The sequence below is a fragment of the Polaribacter tangerinus genome (assembly GCF_038024095.1).
Classification (GTDB): Bacteria; Bacteroidota; Bacteroidia; order Flavobacteriales; family Flavobacteriaceae; genus Polaribacter; species Polaribacter tangerinus.
This window is the reverse complement of the sequence record NZ_CP150668.1, coordinates 2,271,071-2,286,309: the sequence shown is the minus strand read 5'-3', so window position 1 is coordinate 2,286,309 and position 15,239 is coordinate 2,271,071. Positions and strand designations below refer to the sequence as shown.

Annotated in this window: 20 protein-coding genes and 1 tRNA gene; all 21 read left to right on the top strand. The window is 31.4% G+C overall.

The window, feature by feature from the left end:
• Positions 1 to 16 precede the first annotated feature (16 nt).
• The 21 genes from WHD54_RS09970 to scpA all read left to right on the top strand — a co-directional run bounded on the left by WHD54_RS09970 (position 17) and on the right by scpA (position 15,189).
• Positions 17 to 151, top strand: coding sequence for a DUF2256 domain-containing protein (locus tag WHD54_RS09970; RefSeq protein ID WP_088323565.1), 135 nt, complete (start codon positions 17 to 19; stop codon positions 149 to 151).
• Positions 127 to 1,437: a DASH family cryptochrome gene (locus WHD54_RS09965; RefSeq protein ID WP_088323566.1), complete on the top strand. Its 1,311-nt coding sequence runs from the start codon at positions 127 to 129 to the stop codon at positions 1,435 to 1,437. The genes WHD54_RS09970 and WHD54_RS09965 overlap by 25 nt, the downstream gene beginning before the upstream one ends.
• A gap of 6 nt (positions 1,438 to 1,443) precedes the next feature.
• Entirely contained in the window at positions 1,444 to 2,976 is a 1,533-nt protein-coding gene (locus WHD54_RS09960) for a cryptochrome/photolyase family protein (RefSeq protein ID WP_088323567.1), read from the top strand.
• Positions 2,966 to 4,456 (top strand): cryptochrome/deoxyribodipyrimidine photo-lyase family protein, encoded by a 1,491-nt coding sequence (locus WHD54_RS09955; RefSeq protein WP_088323568.1) that lies wholly within the window; start codon positions 2,966 to 2,968, stop codon positions 4,454 to 4,456. The genes WHD54_RS09960 and WHD54_RS09955 overlap by 11 nt, the downstream gene beginning before the upstream one ends.
• Positions 4,457 to 4,634: 178 nt before the next feature.
• Complete coding sequence (locus WHD54_RS09950; RefSeq protein ID WP_088323569.1) at positions 4,635 to 5,057, top strand: hypothetical protein; 423 nt, start codon at positions 4,635 to 4,637, stop codon at positions 5,055 to 5,057.
• Positions 5,058 to 5,333, top strand: coding sequence for a TIGR03643 family protein (locus tag WHD54_RS09945; protein WP_088323570.1), 276 nt, complete (start codon positions 5,058 to 5,060; stop codon positions 5,331 to 5,333). It abuts the gene before it with no gap.
• Positions 5,334 to 5,394: 61 nt separating this feature from the next.
• The gene (gene folE / locus WHD54_RS09940; RefSeq protein WP_088323571.1) at positions 5,395 to 6,093 is read left to right on the top strand and encodes a GTP cyclohydrolase I FolE; all 699 of its coding nucleotides are present in this window, start codon (positions 5,395 to 5,397) and stop codon (positions 6,091 to 6,093) included.
• Positions 6,094 to 6,095: 2 nt separating this feature from the next.
• A complete protein-coding gene (locus WHD54_RS09935) occupies positions 6,096 to 6,320 on the top strand; it encodes a hypothetical protein (RefSeq protein WP_088323572.1) in 225 nt (74 codons plus the stop codon).
• An 81-nt stretch (positions 6,321 to 6,401) separates the two neighbouring features.
• Positions 6,402 to 6,617 carry a hypothetical protein gene (locus tag WHD54_RS09930; RefSeq protein ID WP_088323573.1) on the top strand — a complete coding sequence of 72 codons (216 nt, stop codon included), beginning with the start codon at positions 6,402 to 6,404 and terminating at the stop codon, positions 6,615 to 6,617.
• Positions 6,618 to 6,623: 6 nt separating this feature from the next.
• A complete protein-coding gene (locus tag WHD54_RS09925) occupies positions 6,624 to 7,307 on the top strand; it encodes an SDR family NAD(P)-dependent oxidoreductase (protein WP_088323574.1) in 684 nt (227 codons plus the stop codon).
• 3 nt (positions 7,308 to 7,310) lie between these two features.
• Complete coding sequence (locus WHD54_RS09920) at positions 7,311 to 7,784, top strand: glutathione peroxidase (protein ID WP_088323575.1); 474 nt, start codon at positions 7,311 to 7,313, stop codon at positions 7,782 to 7,784.
• A 5-nt stretch (positions 7,785 to 7,789) separates the two neighbouring features.
• The gene (locus WHD54_RS09915; protein WP_143744245.1) at positions 7,790 to 7,960 is read left to right on the top strand and encodes a Lacal_2735 family protein; all 171 of its coding nucleotides are present in this window, start codon (positions 7,790 to 7,792) and stop codon (positions 7,958 to 7,960) included.
• A gap of 2 nt (positions 7,961 to 7,962) precedes the next feature.
• Positions 7,963 to 8,424, top strand: a complete 462-nt coding sequence (locus WHD54_RS09910; protein ID WP_088323576.1) for a TspO/MBR family protein — start codon at positions 7,963 to 7,965, stop codon at positions 8,422 to 8,424.
• The gene (locus tag WHD54_RS09905; RefSeq protein WP_088323577.1) at positions 8,425 to 8,892 is read left to right on the top strand and encodes an SRPBCC family protein; all 468 of its coding nucleotides are present in this window, start codon (positions 8,425 to 8,427) and stop codon (positions 8,890 to 8,892) included.
• A 3-nt stretch (positions 8,893 to 8,895) separates the two neighbouring features.
• A complete protein-coding gene (locus WHD54_RS09900; protein WP_088323578.1) occupies positions 8,896 to 10,203 on the top strand; it encodes a cryptochrome/photolyase family protein in 1,308 nt (435 codons plus the stop codon).
• 64 nt (positions 10,204 to 10,267) lie between these two features.
• Positions 10,268 to 10,341: transfer RNA gene (locus WHD54_RS09895), tRNA-Thr, on the top strand.
• A gap of 159 nt (positions 10,342 to 10,500) precedes the next feature.
• Positions 10,501 to 11,106, top strand: coding sequence for a uridine kinase (gene udk, locus WHD54_RS09890; RefSeq protein WP_088323579.1), 606 nt, complete (start codon positions 10,501 to 10,503; stop codon positions 11,104 to 11,106).
• A 1-nt stretch (position 11,107) separates the two neighbouring features.
• Positions 11,108 to 11,425 (top strand): FtsB family cell division protein, encoded by a 318-nt coding sequence (locus WHD54_RS09885; RefSeq protein WP_088323580.1) that lies wholly within the window; start codon positions 11,108 to 11,110, stop codon positions 11,423 to 11,425.
• Positions 11,425 to 12,783: a methylmalonyl-CoA mutase subunit beta gene (locus WHD54_RS09880; protein WP_088323581.1), complete on the top strand. Its 1,359-nt coding sequence runs from the start codon at positions 11,425 to 11,427 to the stop codon at positions 12,781 to 12,783. Before WHD54_RS09885 ends, WHD54_RS09880 begins: the two co-directional genes overlap by 1 nt.
• Positions 12,784 to 12,794: 11 nt before the next feature.
• Positions 12,795 to 13,118: a hypothetical protein gene (locus tag WHD54_RS09875; protein ID WP_088323582.1), complete on the top strand. Its 324-nt coding sequence runs from the start codon at positions 12,795 to 12,797 to the stop codon at positions 13,116 to 13,118.
• A gap of 1 nt (position 13,119) precedes the next feature.
• Complete coding sequence (gene scpA / locus WHD54_RS09870) at positions 13,120 to 15,189, top strand: methylmalonyl-CoA mutase (protein ID WP_088323583.1); 2,070 nt, start codon at positions 13,120 to 13,122, stop codon at positions 15,187 to 15,189.
• Positions 15,190 to 15,239 lie beyond the last annotated feature (50 nt).

Sequence of the window (15,239 nt, the reverse complement as noted above, 5' to 3'; positions counted from 1 at the left end):
ATAAAGTGTGTGAAATTTGAAAAAAGAGCATCTTCCAATTAAAACTTGTGTGGTTTGCAACAGGCCTTTTTCGTGGAGAAAAAAATGGGAGAAAAATTGGGAAAACGTTAAATATTGTAGTAAAAAATGCAGCAGCAACAGAAAAAAATAGGCTTGGTTTGGTTTCGTAACAATTTACGTGTTCACGATAATAAAGCATTAGCAACATCTTTACAAAATAACCATCAAACAATTGCAGTCTACTTTTTTGACCCAAAATTATTCACATCTAACAACTTCGGATTTAAAAAAATAGAAAGATTTAGAGCACAATTTTTATTGGAAACTGTTGCAAACCTTAAAAAAAATCTTGCCAAAAAAAACATTACACTACTCAGTTATTTTAAAAGTCCTGAAGATGAAATGCATCAACTCTGCGATTTGCTTAAAATTACGAGTATTTACACTCAAAAAGAATGGACAAGTGAAGAGGTAAAAACCAATAATTTAATACAACTTACTTTATCTAAAAGTGTTTCTTTTGTAGAAGTGTATGACCAATTTTTATATACACCAGAAAAAGTAGCTACAGACTTTACCAATATTCCTAACGTTTTTACAGCTTTTAGAAAAAAACTTGAAAAAACAGTAAAAATTGATGCAGAAATAAATATTGCAAATCAAAACGAAAATAACACTATTAACAACCCTACAGAAGTTCCGAATTTAAAAATATTAGGTTTTAAGAATATCGAAAAACATCCGAACAGTGCTTTTCCATTTTCTGGTGGTGAAGATGCTGCCCTCGAAAGATTAAATGCATATTTTTTTACCTCAAAAAAAGTTGGTTTTTATAAAAAAACTAGAAACGGACTTTTGGGCACAGATTACAGTACTAAATTTTCTTCGTGGCTTGCAAATGGAAGTATTTCTGCAAAAACCATTTATTGGAAAATAAAAGAATATGAGGCAAAACATGGTGCTAACGACTCTACTTATTGGGTTATTTTTGAGTTAATTTGGAGAGACTATTTTAAGTATATATCGTTAAAATATCAAAATAAAATTTTTAAAATTGGTGGTATTTTAGAGAAAGATTATCATTGGAACAACAATAAAATTGCTATAGAATCTTGGATAAACGGAACAACAAAAGATGATTTTGTAAACGCCAACATGATCGAGTTAAAAAAAACTGGTTTTATGAGCAATCGAGGCAGGCAAAATGTTGCCTCATACTTCGCAAAAGAATTATTACTAGATTGGAGAATTGGCGCCGCTTATTTTGAATCTCTTTTAATCGATTATGACGTACACAGCAATTACGGAAATTGGATGTATGTTGCTGGTGTTGGAAACGACCCAAGAGATAGAAAATTTAACACTCAACTACAGGCAGAACGTTACGATGGTAACTACAAATACAGAAAACGCTGGTTACAACCAACATTATTATAAATAAAAATGAAAAAACTTCGTCTAATTTTAGGAGATCAGCTGAATAGTAAACACTCTTGGTTTTCAAAAACCGATAAAAATACTATATACTGTATTTTCGAAATGAGACAAGAAACTGACTATGTAACACATCATATTCAGAAAATTGTTGGCTTTTTTGCAGCTATGAGAAACTTTGCAAATGAGCTAGAAAAAGAAAATCATCAAGTTATTTACTTTACAATAAACGACACAAAAAACACGCAAAGTTTAACGGACAATTTATTGCTGCTAATTAAAGAACAACAAATTGAAGAACTAGAATATTTGGCTCCTGATGAGTATAGACTAGACAAACAATTAAACGATTTTGCCAACACTTTATCAATTCCTACTCATGTTTATTCTACAGAACATTTTTATACAGAAAGAGAAGAGTTAGCTAATTTTTTTAAAGGTAAAAAGCAATTTTTGATGGAAAATTTTTATCGCAATATGCGAAAAAAACATCAAATTTTAATGGTAAATGAACAACCTGAGGGTGGAAAATGGAATTATGATGCCAGCAATAGAAAAAAATGGAAAGGCGATGTTTTAATTCCTACAGAAATAAATTTTGACAATGATGTAAGTGACATATTGGACGACGTAAAAAAAGCAGGTGTAAAATATATAGGAAAAATAAATGCAAAATATTTCGAATACCCAATTTCTCGAAAACAATCTGTAGCACAACTACATTACTTTTGTAAGCATTTATTAATTCATTTTGGCGATTATCAAGACGCCATGCACACCGACAAAATTTACCTTTTTCATAGTAGAATTTCTTTTGCTATGAACACAAAGATGATTTCCCCAAAAGAAATTGTAGCGTACGTTTTAGAAACTTACCGACAAAGAGAATCAGAAATAGATATTTCTCAAGTAGAGGGGTTTATTCGTCAAATTTTAGGATGGAGAGAATATATGAGAGGCATGTATTGGCATTTAATGCCAACTTACAAAAAGGAAAACTTCTTATCTAACACAAATAAATTACCCGATTTTTTCTGGACAGGAAACACCAAAATGAACTGTTTAAAAAATGCTATTCACAATTCATTAGACAATGGGTATGCTCACCACATACAACGACTAATGGTTACAGGTAATTTTGCATTGCTAGCTCAGGTAAATCCCGACGAAATTGATGCTTGGTATTTGGGCATTTATGTTGATGCACTAGAATGGGTTCAATTGCCAAATACTCGTGGTATGAGTCAGTTTGCAGATGGTGGTAAAATAGCCACGAAACCTTATGTATCGAGCGGAAGTTATATTTCGAAAATGAGTAATTATTGTGATAGTTGCGCCTACAAAAAAGCGAAAAAATTTGAAGAAGATGCGTGTCCGTTTAATGCACTTTATTGGAACTTTTTAGAAGAAAAACAGGCACAACTCTCCTCTAACTTTAGAATGAAAATGATGTACAGTGTGCTACACAAAATGTCTAGCACCGATAGAATTAAAATTAAAGAAAAAGCGGCACATATATTAGAAAACATAGATGCGTACTAAAAAAGATGAAATAGATGTAATTTGGTTAAAGAGAGACCTTCGTTTGCAAGACAACGAGGCTATTTTTAACGCTTTACAAACAAATAACAAAGTGCTTTTTTTATATGTATTCGAGAACTCCCTTATCAAAGATCCGCATTACAGCGAACGCCATTGGAATTTTATAAAACAATCTATTGTAGACTTAAATAAAGAACTGGCTTCTTTTAATACAAAGATACTTTGTGTTCAAACAGAGGTTGTTACTGCGTTCAATCAACTGTTAAATAATTATAAGATTCATAACGTTTTTTCTCATCAAGAAACAGGTCTATTAATAACTTTCAATAGAGATAAAGAATTTAAACGATATACCAGAAACAATGAAATTAATTGGGTAGAAAATACCAATAATGGAGTTTTAAGAGGACTGTTAAATAGAGAAGATTGGTTTGATAAATGGGAAGATTATATGATGGCAAGCCCAATTAAAAACAACCTACATAAAGATAAATTTTTATCTATTTCAGAAATTGAAAATTTAGAACGTTTTTTTAAAGTAGTTTCTTTAGAAACTCCTCTAGATAGTCCGTTTCAAAAAGGAGGCAGTACATTAGCTTGGAGATATGCCAAAACATTTTTCGAAAACAGGCACGAAAAGTACATGTATCATATTTCTAAACCCGCTTTGGCGAGAGAAAGTTGCAGTAGATTATCGCCATACATAGCTTGGGGAAATGTATCTATTCGTCAAATTTTTCAAGAAGCTCACAAGTATAAAAATGAAAAAAACAAAAGACATTTAGGCGCTTTTGTTTCAAGACTCCGATGGCAAGCTCATTTTATTCAGAAGTTTGAAATGGAATACACCATGGAAAACGCTAGCGTAAACAAAGGGTTTCATAAATTAAAAAAAAGTATTTCAGAAGAGTACCAAAAAGCATGGAAAGAAGGCAAAACAGGTTTTCCTTTAATAGATGCTAGCATGAGATGTTTGGCAGAAACAGGCTATGTAAATTTTAGAATGCGTGCCATGCTGGTTTCCTTTTTTACTCATATTTTATGGCAACCTTGGCAAGATGCATCTCAACATTTATCTCATTTATTTTTAGATTTTGAACCAGGTATTCATTTTCCTCAATTACAAATGAACGCAGGAGAAACTGGCATCAATGCCTTACGGATTTACAATCCTGTAAAAAATAGTTTAGAACATGATGAAGAGGCTACTTTTATAAAAAAGTGGTGTCCAGAACTAGCAAATTTACCTTTACCATTTGTTCACGAACCTTATTTAATGACGCCTTTAGATGAACAGTTTTGCAACTTTAAACTTGGTGAAGATTATCCGAAACCAATTGTAACGCTAAAAAAAGCACGTAAAAAAGCCAGCGATACTCTATGGAATATGAGAAATGATAAAGAAGTAGCCAGAGAAAGTTTACGGATTCTAAAAAAACATACGCTTTCTAATAGAAATAGAATGTTTAAAACAGAGTAAAATTACTTTAAAAGTAAAGTCTCATTTCTACACCCGTGCCACCATCATATATATTCAGTATTATTTTTTCAAAAAACTTATTTACAACAAGTTAATTATAAACATAATGTTTTGTTAATTTTGTTTAACAATACATAAAATAAGTTAAACATAATTATTTTTTTTGTAGATTTGATGTATGATATTCGATACTACACACAGAAATGATGATGCGAAAATTGCCATTACAAAACTTTTGGGCAACTCTTATTCCCTTCTATCATCTTTAAAAATAGGTGGTGTTGGTTCGAAAAGAATGATTATTGAAGAAGTGAGTCCGAATTTTAAAAAATTCACCAATACTGTTTCTGATGTCAATTATGGCAATATAGAAATTAGAGAAAAAGGAATACTAGTATACATAAATAAAGGATTAAAAAATTATAGTTGGGCCATTCCTTTTTACCAACTTCACACCTATAAAACAAGTGGTTTTAGTATTCATGCACAAGGCAACTTTGTACGTTTTAAAAACAATAAATTATTGCAAGAAAATAAAAAATTTATAGACAAACTTTTAACCCTAAAAATAGATTACGACAAACAGTTCGAATTTTATTAAATGGAAAAATTAAATAACATAGCAATAGACAGAATAATTGAAATGGCTTGGGAAGACAGAACAACTTTCGAATCTATAGAATTTCAATTTGGTTTAAAAGAGCAAGAAGTAATTGAGCTCATGCGCAGAGAAATGAAACCTAAAAGTTTTAAAATGTGGCGCCAAAGAGTTCAAGGAAGAAAAACAAAACATCAAAAGTTAAGAACCTTCGAAAAAGGAAGGTTTAAATGTTCGAGACAAAGAAGTATTTCGAACAACTCAATATCCAAAAGATAAAAACCAGTGCTTTGCTTTTTAAAATTATGAAATTTTAAAGACAGCACATAAAAAAGAACACATGTTAAAAGAACCCCAACTAAAAGACACCTCAATTACTGACGAACTTAGCTACTTTTCTACTGATGAAATTGGCGATGACCACCTATTTACTGGTTTAGAAACTCCAATGAAAAAAGATGCTTTCTTACAATCTGATGATGAAAAAAAAGAAAAAATAGCCTCTTTATTTGGTGAAATTATGGATGTTATGGGCTTAGATTTAACAGACGATTCTCTTAAGGGAACTCCTAAAAGAGTTGCAAAAATGTACATCGACGAAATATTTTCTGGATTAAACCCAGCAAACAAACCAAAAGTTGCTTTGTTTGATAATAAGTACAAATACCAACAGATGTTGGTTGAAAAGAATATTACTTTTTATTCGAACTGTGAACATCATTTTGTACCAATTATTGGAAAAGCACATGTTGCCTATATCTCATCCGGAAAAGTAATCGGACTTTCTAAACTCAATAGAATTGTACAATATTATGCCAAAAGACCCCAAGTTCAAGAAAGACTTACCAATCAAATTGCAGAAGAACTTAAAAGTATTTTACAAACAGAAGATGTGGCTGTAATTATAGACGCCAAACATTTATGCGTTTCTTCTAGAGGTATAAAAGATGATACATCTGCCACAGTAACTTCTTTTTTTGGAGGACAATTTAACAGCCCAGAAAAAATAGCAGAATTACAAAATACATTAAACTATTAGATATGGAATTAATAGAAAAAGCAATAGCCTTTGAGAATAGAAAAATGAGGTTCCCAACCACTAGCGACCGAATTATGGCTGCTAGAGAAGCTAAAGAATTAATTTTAAGCTTAAACGAAATTTACAAGAAAAATAAAGACACCAAAATTATGGATGTTATGAAAAGACTAACTGTTATTAAACAACGGATAGAAAAAAGATTAAAAGGCAAACCGTTAACTTCTTAATAAATAAGAAAGATTTTTATTGCTTATCTAACTTTTATAATTATATTGGAAAAATTATTTAAAATGATAAGTTAATACAGAATGAATTTAACAGAAAGAGCCGTAGAATTTGAGAATAGAAAGTTCTCTTTTAAAACAACAAGTGACAGAATTTTAGCCTCCAGAGAAGTAAAAGCACTTATTTTGGAGCTAAATGAAGTTTACAAAACAGAAAAAGATCCAGCCATTATGGATTTAATGAAGCGCTTAACAGTTGTAAAACAAAAAATTGAAAAGCGCTTGAAAGGAAGACCTTAAAAGCACATGAAAAACATTATAGTAGTAGGTGGAAGTAAAGGAATAGGACAAGCAATTGTAAATTCTTTAGTAGAAAACAACAACGTTATAAACATTAGTAGAACAGCTCCTTTGCAGCCTCATGCAAACTTAACACATTATACATGTGATGTTCTTACAGAAAACTTACCAGAAATAGATGCAGTAGACACCCTAATCTACTGCCCTGGAAGCATCAACCTAAAACCAATATCTAGATTAAAATTAGAAGAATTTAGAGAAGACTTCGAAATAAATGTTGTTGGTGCTGTAAAAACAATTCAAAAGTATTTACCAAAACTTAAAAATGGTAACCAACCATCAGTATTACTATTTAGTACCGTAGCAACAAAACTAGGTATGCCCTTTCACGCTAGTGTTGCCGCAGCAAAATCTGGTGTAGAGGGAATAACAAAATCATTAGGTGCCGAATTAGCACCAACCATACGCGTAAATGCCATTGCACCAACAGTAACAGATACAGATTTAGCCTCAAAACTTCTAAGAAATGAAAGAATGATTGAAAATATTACAGAACGTCATCCTTTAAAAAAGTTTTTAAAACCAAACGAAGTTGCAGATTTAGCAAGCTTTCTTATTTCTGATAAAGCTGCTTCTATATCTGGTCAAATATTCGAGTTAGATTGTGGAATTGTTAACTTTAAACTTTAAAAAATGGCTAGTATTTACGATATCAAAATAAATAGTTTACAAAACAAAGAAATTAATTTAGCAGACTATAAAGGTAAATTCTTGCTTTTTGTAAATGTTGCTTCTAAATGCGGTTTTACCTCTCAGTACAAAGAACTTGAAGAACTTTACAAGGAATATAAAAACGATTTAATGATTATTGGCTCGCCTTGTAATCAATTTGGTAGTCAAGAACCAGGAACAGCAGAAGATATTAGCGCTTTCTGTAAAGTTAATTTTGGAGTCAGTTTTTTAATGACAGAAAAAATTGAAGTAAAAGGAAGTAAGCAACATCCTTTATACGCGTGGCTTACAAGTAAAACTCTAAACAATACCAAAAGCACTTCTGTAAAATGGAATTTTCAGAAATATTTAGTATCTAGAGAAGGTGAACTCATAGATTACTTTTTCTCAATTACAAAACCAAAAAGTTCTAAAATAACAAAACATTTAAAATAATAGCGATGTTCGGATTGTTTAAAAAAAAGTCTGAAGTTGAAAAGCTTCAAGCTACTTATAAAAAATTAATGGAAGAAGCTTACAAGTTACAATCTATAAACAGAAGCGATAGCGATCAAAAATACCTTGAGGCAGACAACATCCTAAAAAAAATTGAAGCTTTACAGGCAAAATAGAAATGAAACAATTACAGCGTACTTTTCTATTTTTAATAATCAATTTCGGTGGTTTAGCCATAGGAAGTTGGCTAATGAATAACGGTCCGTCAACTGATTGGTACGAAAACTTAAACAAAGCACCTTGGACACCACCAGGGTGGGTTTTTGGCGTTGCTTGGACTACTATTATGATTTGCTTTTCGATATATCTAGGAAAAATATTTACCATCGAAAACTCCAAAAAACAACAACGTTACTTTCTCTTACAATTTTTACTAAATGTAAGTTGGAACTACCTGTTTTTCAATCAACATTTGGTAGCTTTCGCTCTTATTAATTTAATACTTTTAACAGCACTACTTTTTGTATATTTATTAAAACTTAGTAATCAAGCGGGTAAGTATAAGGTATTACTAATCCCTTATGTTTTATGGCTATGTATAGCTACTTCTTTAAATTTATATGTCTTAATACACAACTAAATGAAAATATACACGCTGCATAAAAAACAAAAATTACCCATTTCTCTAGACGAAGCTTGGGCATTTTTATCAAATCCGAAGAACTTAAAAGTAATCACCCCAGATTACATGAGTTTTAATATCATTTCTAAAATAGACAGACCTTTATATACGGGTCAGATTATACAATATATTGTAACACCTCTTTTAGGCATTAAAACCAAATGGGTTTCTGAAATAACACATATCGAAGAAAAAAAATACTTTGTCGATGTACAAATGTTTGGACCCTATGCGCTTTGGCATCACAAACATTTTATTAAAGAAATTGATGGCGGTGTAGAGCTAGAAGATATTATAGACTATAAAGTTCCTTTTGGTATTTTTGGTAGAATGATACATCCCTTTTTAGTAAAGCCAAAACTAGAAGAAATTTTTGGTTACAGACAACAAAAATTAGTTGCCCTTTTTGGTCTCCATAAATCGTAAAAAATGAATAATAAGGTAAACATATTCTGGTTTAGAAGAGATTTAAGATTAGATGATAATATTGGGTTTTACAACGCCTTAAAAAGTGACAATCCGGTACTTCCTATTTTTATTTTTGATGATGAAATTTTAAAAAAGTTACCAAAAAATGATGCTCGTATTACTTTTATTTACAACACATTGCAAAAAATGCGTTCTAAACTAAAAGAAGAACACAACAGTAGCATCGCTATGTATTTTGGGAGCCCTGCCAATATTTTTGAAAAGCTATTGAATGACTACTCAATAGATACGGTATTTACAAACCATGATTACGAACCATACGCCACCGAAAGAGATCAAAAGATTACAAACTTACTAGCAAAAAATGGTGTTCATTTTAAAACATTCAAAGACCAAGTAATATTTGAAAAAGATGAAATCGTAAAAAAAGATGGGACACCTTATGTAGTATATACTCCATACATGAAAATGTGGCGAGAAAAATTTAAAACCTACAATTTAGACCATTATTATACAAGCTCATATTTAGTAAACTTATATCAAAATACTCGTTTACCAAATTTAAGTTTAGAGGAAATTGGATTCGAAAAATCAACACAAGAAATAGCAGCCTATACGGTAACTCCTAAGCTGATACAACAATACGAAGAAACCAGAAACTATCCGGCTTTAGATGCTACCTCTAAACTAGGGCCTCACTTGCGTTTTGGAACTGTAAGTGTTCGAAAAATGGTAGCGAAAGCAATTGCAGAAGAAAACGAAGTTTTTTGGAAAGAACTAATCTGGAGAGAGTTTTTTATGCAAATTTTATGGCATTTTCCTTCTACTAAAGACCAATCTTTTAAATCTAAATACGATAGAATTGTTTGGAGAAATAATGAAGAAGAGTTTAAGAAATGGTGTAAAGGAGAAACAGGATACCCACTAGTAGACGCAGGTATGCGACAGTTAAATGCTACCGGTTTTATGCATAATAGAATAAGAATGTTGGTAGGTAGCTTTTTGTGTAAGCACCTACTTATAGATTGGAGATGGGGCGAAGCCTATTTTGCAGAAAAACTACACGACTATGAAATGGCAAGTAATGTTGGCAACTGGCAATGGGTTGCTGGTTCTGGTGTAGATGCAGCACCTTATTTTAGAATATTTAATCCTACGACTCAAATAAAAAAATTCGACAAAGACCTGGCGTACATAAAAAAATGGGTGCCAGAATTTCAAGAACTTACTTACGCAAAAGAAATGGTAGCTCATAAATTTGCCAGAGAGCGCTGTTTAAAAACCTACAAAGAGGCGTTAACAGAATAAAAAAAATGATTTTTAGTTAGGCAGATTTAAAATTTTATATTTTATTTGCGCACTCAAATTAAAAGCCGATGTAGCTCAGCTGGCTAGAGCAGCTGATTTGTAATCAGCAGGTCGTGGGTTCGAGTCCCTCCATCGGCTCAAAATAAGTCTCATTTATATGAGGCTTTTTTTTTGTAACTATTACAAAGTTTAAAATTACTTTTCAAGCAACAGAAAACGGATGCTAAACTAGTCCGATTTAGAATTTTATAATATCTTTACATCAGAATTATAATTTTGATAAAATAATAATTACAGATGCTTATAATAGGGATAGCTGGTGGTACAGGAAGTGGTAAAACAACAGTAGTAAATCAGATAATTAAACAACTTCCTACCGATGAAGTTTGTGTAATTTCTCAAGATTCTTATTACAACGAAACCGACTCACTTTCTTACGAAGAAAGAACAAAGATTAACTTTGACCATCCGAGAGCTATCGATTTCGACTTAATTATAAAACATTTGAAAGCCTTAAAATCTGGAAAAACTATAAACCAACCAATTTATTCTTTTGTAACGCATAACAGAACTAAAGACACCATAAAGACTCATCCAAGAAAAGTAATTATTGTTGAGGGTATTTTAATATTTAATAACAAAGAGCTGAGAGATTTATTCGATATTAAAATTTTTGTACATGCAGAAACAGACGAACGTTTAATTAGAAGATTAAAAAGAGATATTACAGAAAGAGGTAGAGATATAGACGAGGTGCTAACAAGGTATCAAACAACACTTAAACCTATGCATCAGCAATTTATAGAGCCAACAAAAAATTTTGCTGATTTAATTATACCGAACGACCGCTACAATAATGTTGCCATTAATGTACTAAGAACTTTTATTAACGAACGTTTATAAAATGTCTTTCAAAGAATTTAAAAATAAAAAAATAATAAAAATTTTAACAAATAGTTTTGTTTTAATTTCCATTCCTTTTATAATTTGGATGTTGTTTTTTGATGAAAATTCTTATCTTGTGCATAGAAAATTTGACCTAGAGATAAAAGATTTGGAAAATACCATACACTTTTATAAAAATAAAATTGAAGAAGATAAAGCAACTATAAAAAAATTAGAAGATTCACTTCAATTAGAAAGGTTTGCTAGAGAAAAGTACCTACTTAAAAAAGAAAACGAAGACATTTACATAATAGAATTTGATACCTTAAAAAAATAATGAGTAGTTTTTTATTTGATGAGTTTATAGGAACACCCCCCGCAGCCTGGAAACAAAAAATTCAGGTAGATTTACGGGGCGATGATTTTAATGACAACTTATTATGGAAAACGAAAGAGGGAATTGTAGTAAAACCGTTTTATACTAAAGAAGATAGGACCAATATAGAGATTACAGCACCAGAAAACAGTTTTAATATTTGCCAAAAAATAGTAATTACAAATGATATCGAAGCAAATAGAAACGCCCTAGATGCCATTAAAAAAGGTGCAAATTCTATTCAGTTTATTGCTAATAAAAAATTTAATCCAGAGGTAGTTCTTAAAGGATTAGATAAAAACTACAGTACTCTTTACTTTTTATTTAATTTTTTAGATGAGCGCTTTGTAGAGGAAATTGAAAAACTTACTAGCAAAAACAATACCTTTTTTCAAATAGATATTATTGGCAATTTAGCTGCTACCGGTAATTGGTTTACTAGCTTAAAAATAGACCACAACAAGCTAGATAAAATAATAAAAATTTGTAAAAATCCAATTAGTATTTCTGCAGATTTGTATGACAATGCAGGTGCAACTATTGTACAACAATTAGCATATACATTAGCACAAGCAAACGAGTACATTAACTATTATGGCATAGAGATAGCAAATAAAATACACTTTAAATTTTCTGTAGGAAGTAATTATTTTCATGAAATAGCAAAACTAAAAGCATTTCGGTTATTATGGGAGTCTTTGTTAGAAAACTACCAAGTATCCTCTCATAAAATATCTACAAATATTTTTACAGAACCAACTCAAAGAAATAAAACAATTTACGATTATAATGTAAATATGTTAAGAACTACTACTGAATGTATGAGTGCTATTTTAGGTGGCTCAAACACAGTTGCAAATAATTCGTATGATGCCATTTATGCTGATTCTAATAACTTTGGCGAACGAATTTCTAGAAATCAATTATTAATTTTAAAAGAAGAAAGCGGATTTAAAAGTGCTCAAAAAATAACGGAGGGCTCTTATTACTTAGAAACAATTATAGCACAGTTTGCAGAAAAAGCACTAGATATTTTTAAACAAATTGAAAAAGGTGGGGGCCTTTTAAAACAATTGAAAGAAGGAAATATTCAACGAAAAATTAAAGAAAGTGCTGCAAAAGAAGCTTATAATTTTAACACTAAAAAACTTGTATTAGTAGGTACCAACTTACAACAAAACAAGAATGAAAAAGTAACCAACGAATTTGAAAAAAATCCGTTTGTTACAAAACGAAATCTCAAAACAATAATCATCCCTATTATTAAAAAAAGAATTGCTGAAGACCTAGAAAAAGAGAGGTTAAAGTTTAATGAATAATAATAGGAATTGTGAGTATTAAAAATGAAATTATAGAAATACAAAAAAAACAAAATCACCTAAAGAAAGAAATACAAAGAATTAGAAAAGCAAGACCCAAAAACATTACAAAAGTTACTTTTGTAATGGCTGTTTTAATATTTATTTTAGAGCATAAATTATATCCTCTTTTCGGGAATGCTACTAACTTTGTAATCATAGGAATTTCTTTAACAGTTTTAATGATTGTATGCACATATCTTTATTTTACCCAAAAGATTGTAAAAAAAGAAAGAAAAATCAAAAATATTGGTTTACAACTATACGATATAACGAGACTAGAGAACAATAATTAGTATGCCAAGAAAATCAGTAGAAAATATACGCTTAAAAAAAAAGAGCGCCAAAGCTAAAAAATCTTTTCACCACGAAGATTTTGTAGCTGGCATCCCACCATATCTTAGAGGCCCTTACAGTACAATGTATGTAAGAAAACCATGGACTATAAGACAATATGCCGGATTTTCTACTGCCGAAGAAAGCAATGCTTTTTATAAGAGAAACCTAGCTGCAGGACAAAAAGGACTTTCGGTAGCTTTTGATTTAGCCACACACAGAGGCTATGACTCAGATCATGAGAGAGTTCAAGGAGATGTTGGTAAGGCTGGCGTAGCCATTGACTCGGTAGAAGACATGAAAATTTTATTTAACGAAATTCCGTTAGATAAAATGTCTGTATCCATGACTATGAATGGTGCAGTATTACCCATTTTAGCATTTTACATAGTTGCTGCAGAAGAACAAGGAGTATTACCAGAAGAACTCTCTGGCACAATACAAAACGATATTTTAAAGGAGTTTATGGTTAGAAATACATATATCTATCCACCTTCACCTTCTATGAAAATTATTGCAGATATTTTTGAGTATACTACTAAGAATATGCCAAAATTTAATTCTATTTCTATCTCTGGTTATCACATGCAAGAAGCAGGTGCTACTGCAGAAATTGAATTAGCTTACACGTTAGCAGATGGCCTAGAATATTTAAAAAAAGGACTTGAAGCAGGTATGGATATCGATGCCTTTGCTCCGAGACTTTCTTTTTTCTGGGCTATTGGTATGGATCACTTTACAGAAATTGCAAAACTAAGAGCCGCAAGAATGTTGTGGGCAAAAATTGTGAAGCAGTTCAATCCTAAAAACCCAAAATCACTATCGTTAAGAACTCACTGCCAAACTAGCGGTTGGAGTTTAACCGCTCAAGACCCTTTTAACAATGTTGCAAGAACAACTATAGAAGCTATGGCAGCTGTTTTTGGCGGTACACAAAGTTTACACACCAACGCATTGGACGAAGCAATTGCACTTCCCACAGACTTTTCTGCCAGAATAGCCCGAAACACCCAACTTTTTCTTCAACAAGAAACTGACATTACAAAAACTGTAGATCCTTGGGCTGGAAGTTATTACATAGAAGAACTAACTCAAAATATAGCAGAAAAAGCATGGGAACTCATGAACGAAATAGAAAAGTTTGGGGGCATGACAAAAGCTATTGAAAAAGGGATTCCAAAAATGAGAATTGAGGAAGCTGCGGCTATAAAACAAGCAAATATAGATAGCGGACAAGAAATAATTGTTGGAGTTAACAAATATGAATTAGAGCAAGAAGACCCTTTACATATCTTAGAAGTAGACAACCAAGCGGTTAGAAAATCTCAAATAAAGCGTCTAAACCATTTAAAATTAAATAGAAACCAAGAAAAAGTAACAAACGCACTACAAGAACTTACAAATGCTGCAAAAACTGGTAAACAAAATCTTTTAGCAGCCACTATAATTGCAGCTAGAGAAAGAGCTACTTTAGGAGAAATTTCTGATGCCTTAGAAATTACTTTTGGAAGACACAAAGCAATTAACAAAACGATATCTGGAGTGTATAGTAAAGAAATAAAAGACGATAAGCTTTTTGAAAAAGCACGCAATTTGGCAGATAAATTTGCAAAATTAGAAGGACGTAGACCTCGCATAATGATTTCTAAATTAGGGCAAGACGGTCATGATAGAGGCGCAAAAGTTGTAGCCACAGGATATGCCGATTTAGGTTTTGATGTAGATATGGGACCATTATTTCAAACGCCAAAAGAAGCAACCAAACAAGCCGTAGAAAATGATGTGCATATTTTAGGAATTTCTTCTCTTGCAGCAGGTCATAAAACCCTTGTTCCACAAGTAATTAAAGAGTTAAAAAAATACAACAGAGAAGATATTATGGTAATTGTTGGTGGGGTTATTCCAGCACAAGATTATCAGTTTTTATTTGACGCTGGTGCAGTGGGTGTTTTTGGCCCTGGTACAAAAATTGCACAAGCTGCTATTGAATTGCTAGAAATTTTGATTGATAGTGTTCATTTAACTGATTAGTATTAAAAATCAAAAAACCTGACGAATGTAAGACCTATAATGTTAATTGT

Excerpts from the sequence above, each read along its gene's own strand:
- WHD54_RS09925 (WP_088323574.1), top strand. The coding sequence starts at position 6,624 with ATGAAAAACATTATAGTAGTAGGTGGAAGTAAAGGAATAGGACAAGCA.
- udk (WP_088323579.1), top strand. The coding sequence starts at position 10,501 with ATGCTTATAATAGGGATAGCTGGTGGTACAGGAAGTGGTAAAACAACA.
- WHD54_RS09900 (WP_088323578.1), top strand. The coding sequence starts at position 8,896 with ATGAATAATAAGGTAAACATATTCTGGTTTAGAAGAGATTTAAGATTA.
- WHD54_RS09955 (WP_088323568.1), top strand. The coding sequence starts at position 2,966 with ATGCGTACTAAAAAAGATGAAATAGATGTAATTTGGTTAAAGAGAGAC.
- WHD54_RS09880 (WP_088323581.1), top strand. The coding sequence starts at position 11,425 with ATGAGTAGTTTTTTATTTGATGAGTTTATAGGAACACCCCCCGCAGCC.
- WHD54_RS09930 (WP_088323573.1), top strand. The coding sequence starts at position 6,402 with ATGAATTTAACAGAAAGAGCCGTAGAATTTGAGAATAGAAAGTTCTCT.
- WHD54_RS09950 (WP_088323569.1), top strand. The coding sequence starts at position 4,635 with ATGATATTCGATACTACACACAGAAATGATGATGCGAAAATTGCCATT.
- scpA (WP_088323583.1), top strand. The coding sequence starts at position 13,120 with ATGCCAAGAAAATCAGTAGAAAATATACGCTTAAAAAAAAAGAGCGCC.
- WHD54_RS09915 (WP_143744245.1), top strand. The coding sequence starts at position 7,790 with ATGTTCGGATTGTTTAAAAAAAAGTCTGAAGTTGAAAAGCTTCAAGCT.
- WHD54_RS09935 (WP_088323572.1), top strand. The coding sequence starts at position 6,096 with ATGGAATTAATAGAAAAAGCAATAGCCTTTGAGAATAGAAAAATGAGG.
- WHD54_RS09945 (WP_088323570.1), top strand. The coding sequence starts at position 5,058 with ATGGAAAAATTAAATAACATAGCAATAGACAGAATAATTGAAATGGCT.
- WHD54_RS09905 (WP_088323577.1), top strand. The coding sequence starts at position 8,425 with ATGAAAATATACACGCTGCATAAAAAACAAAAATTACCCATTTCTCTA.
- WHD54_RS09965 (WP_088323566.1), top strand. The coding sequence starts at position 127 with ATGCAGCAGCAACAGAAAAAAATAGGCTTGGTTTGGTTTCGTAACAAT.
- WHD54_RS09910 (WP_088323576.1), top strand. The coding sequence starts at position 7,963 with ATGAAACAATTACAGCGTACTTTTCTATTTTTAATAATCAATTTCGGT.
- folE (WP_088323571.1), top strand. The coding sequence starts at position 5,395 with ATGTTAAAAGAACCCCAACTAAAAGACACCTCAATTACTGACGAACTT.
- WHD54_RS09960 (WP_088323567.1), top strand. The coding sequence starts at position 1,444 with ATGAAAAAACTTCGTCTAATTTTAGGAGATCAGCTGAATAGTAAACAC.
- WHD54_RS09885 (WP_088323580.1), top strand. The coding sequence starts at position 11,108 with ATGTCTTTCAAAGAATTTAAAAATAAAAAAATAATAAAAATTTTAACA.
- WHD54_RS09920 (WP_088323575.1), top strand. The coding sequence starts at position 7,311 with ATGGCTAGTATTTACGATATCAAAATAAATAGTTTACAAAACAAAGAA.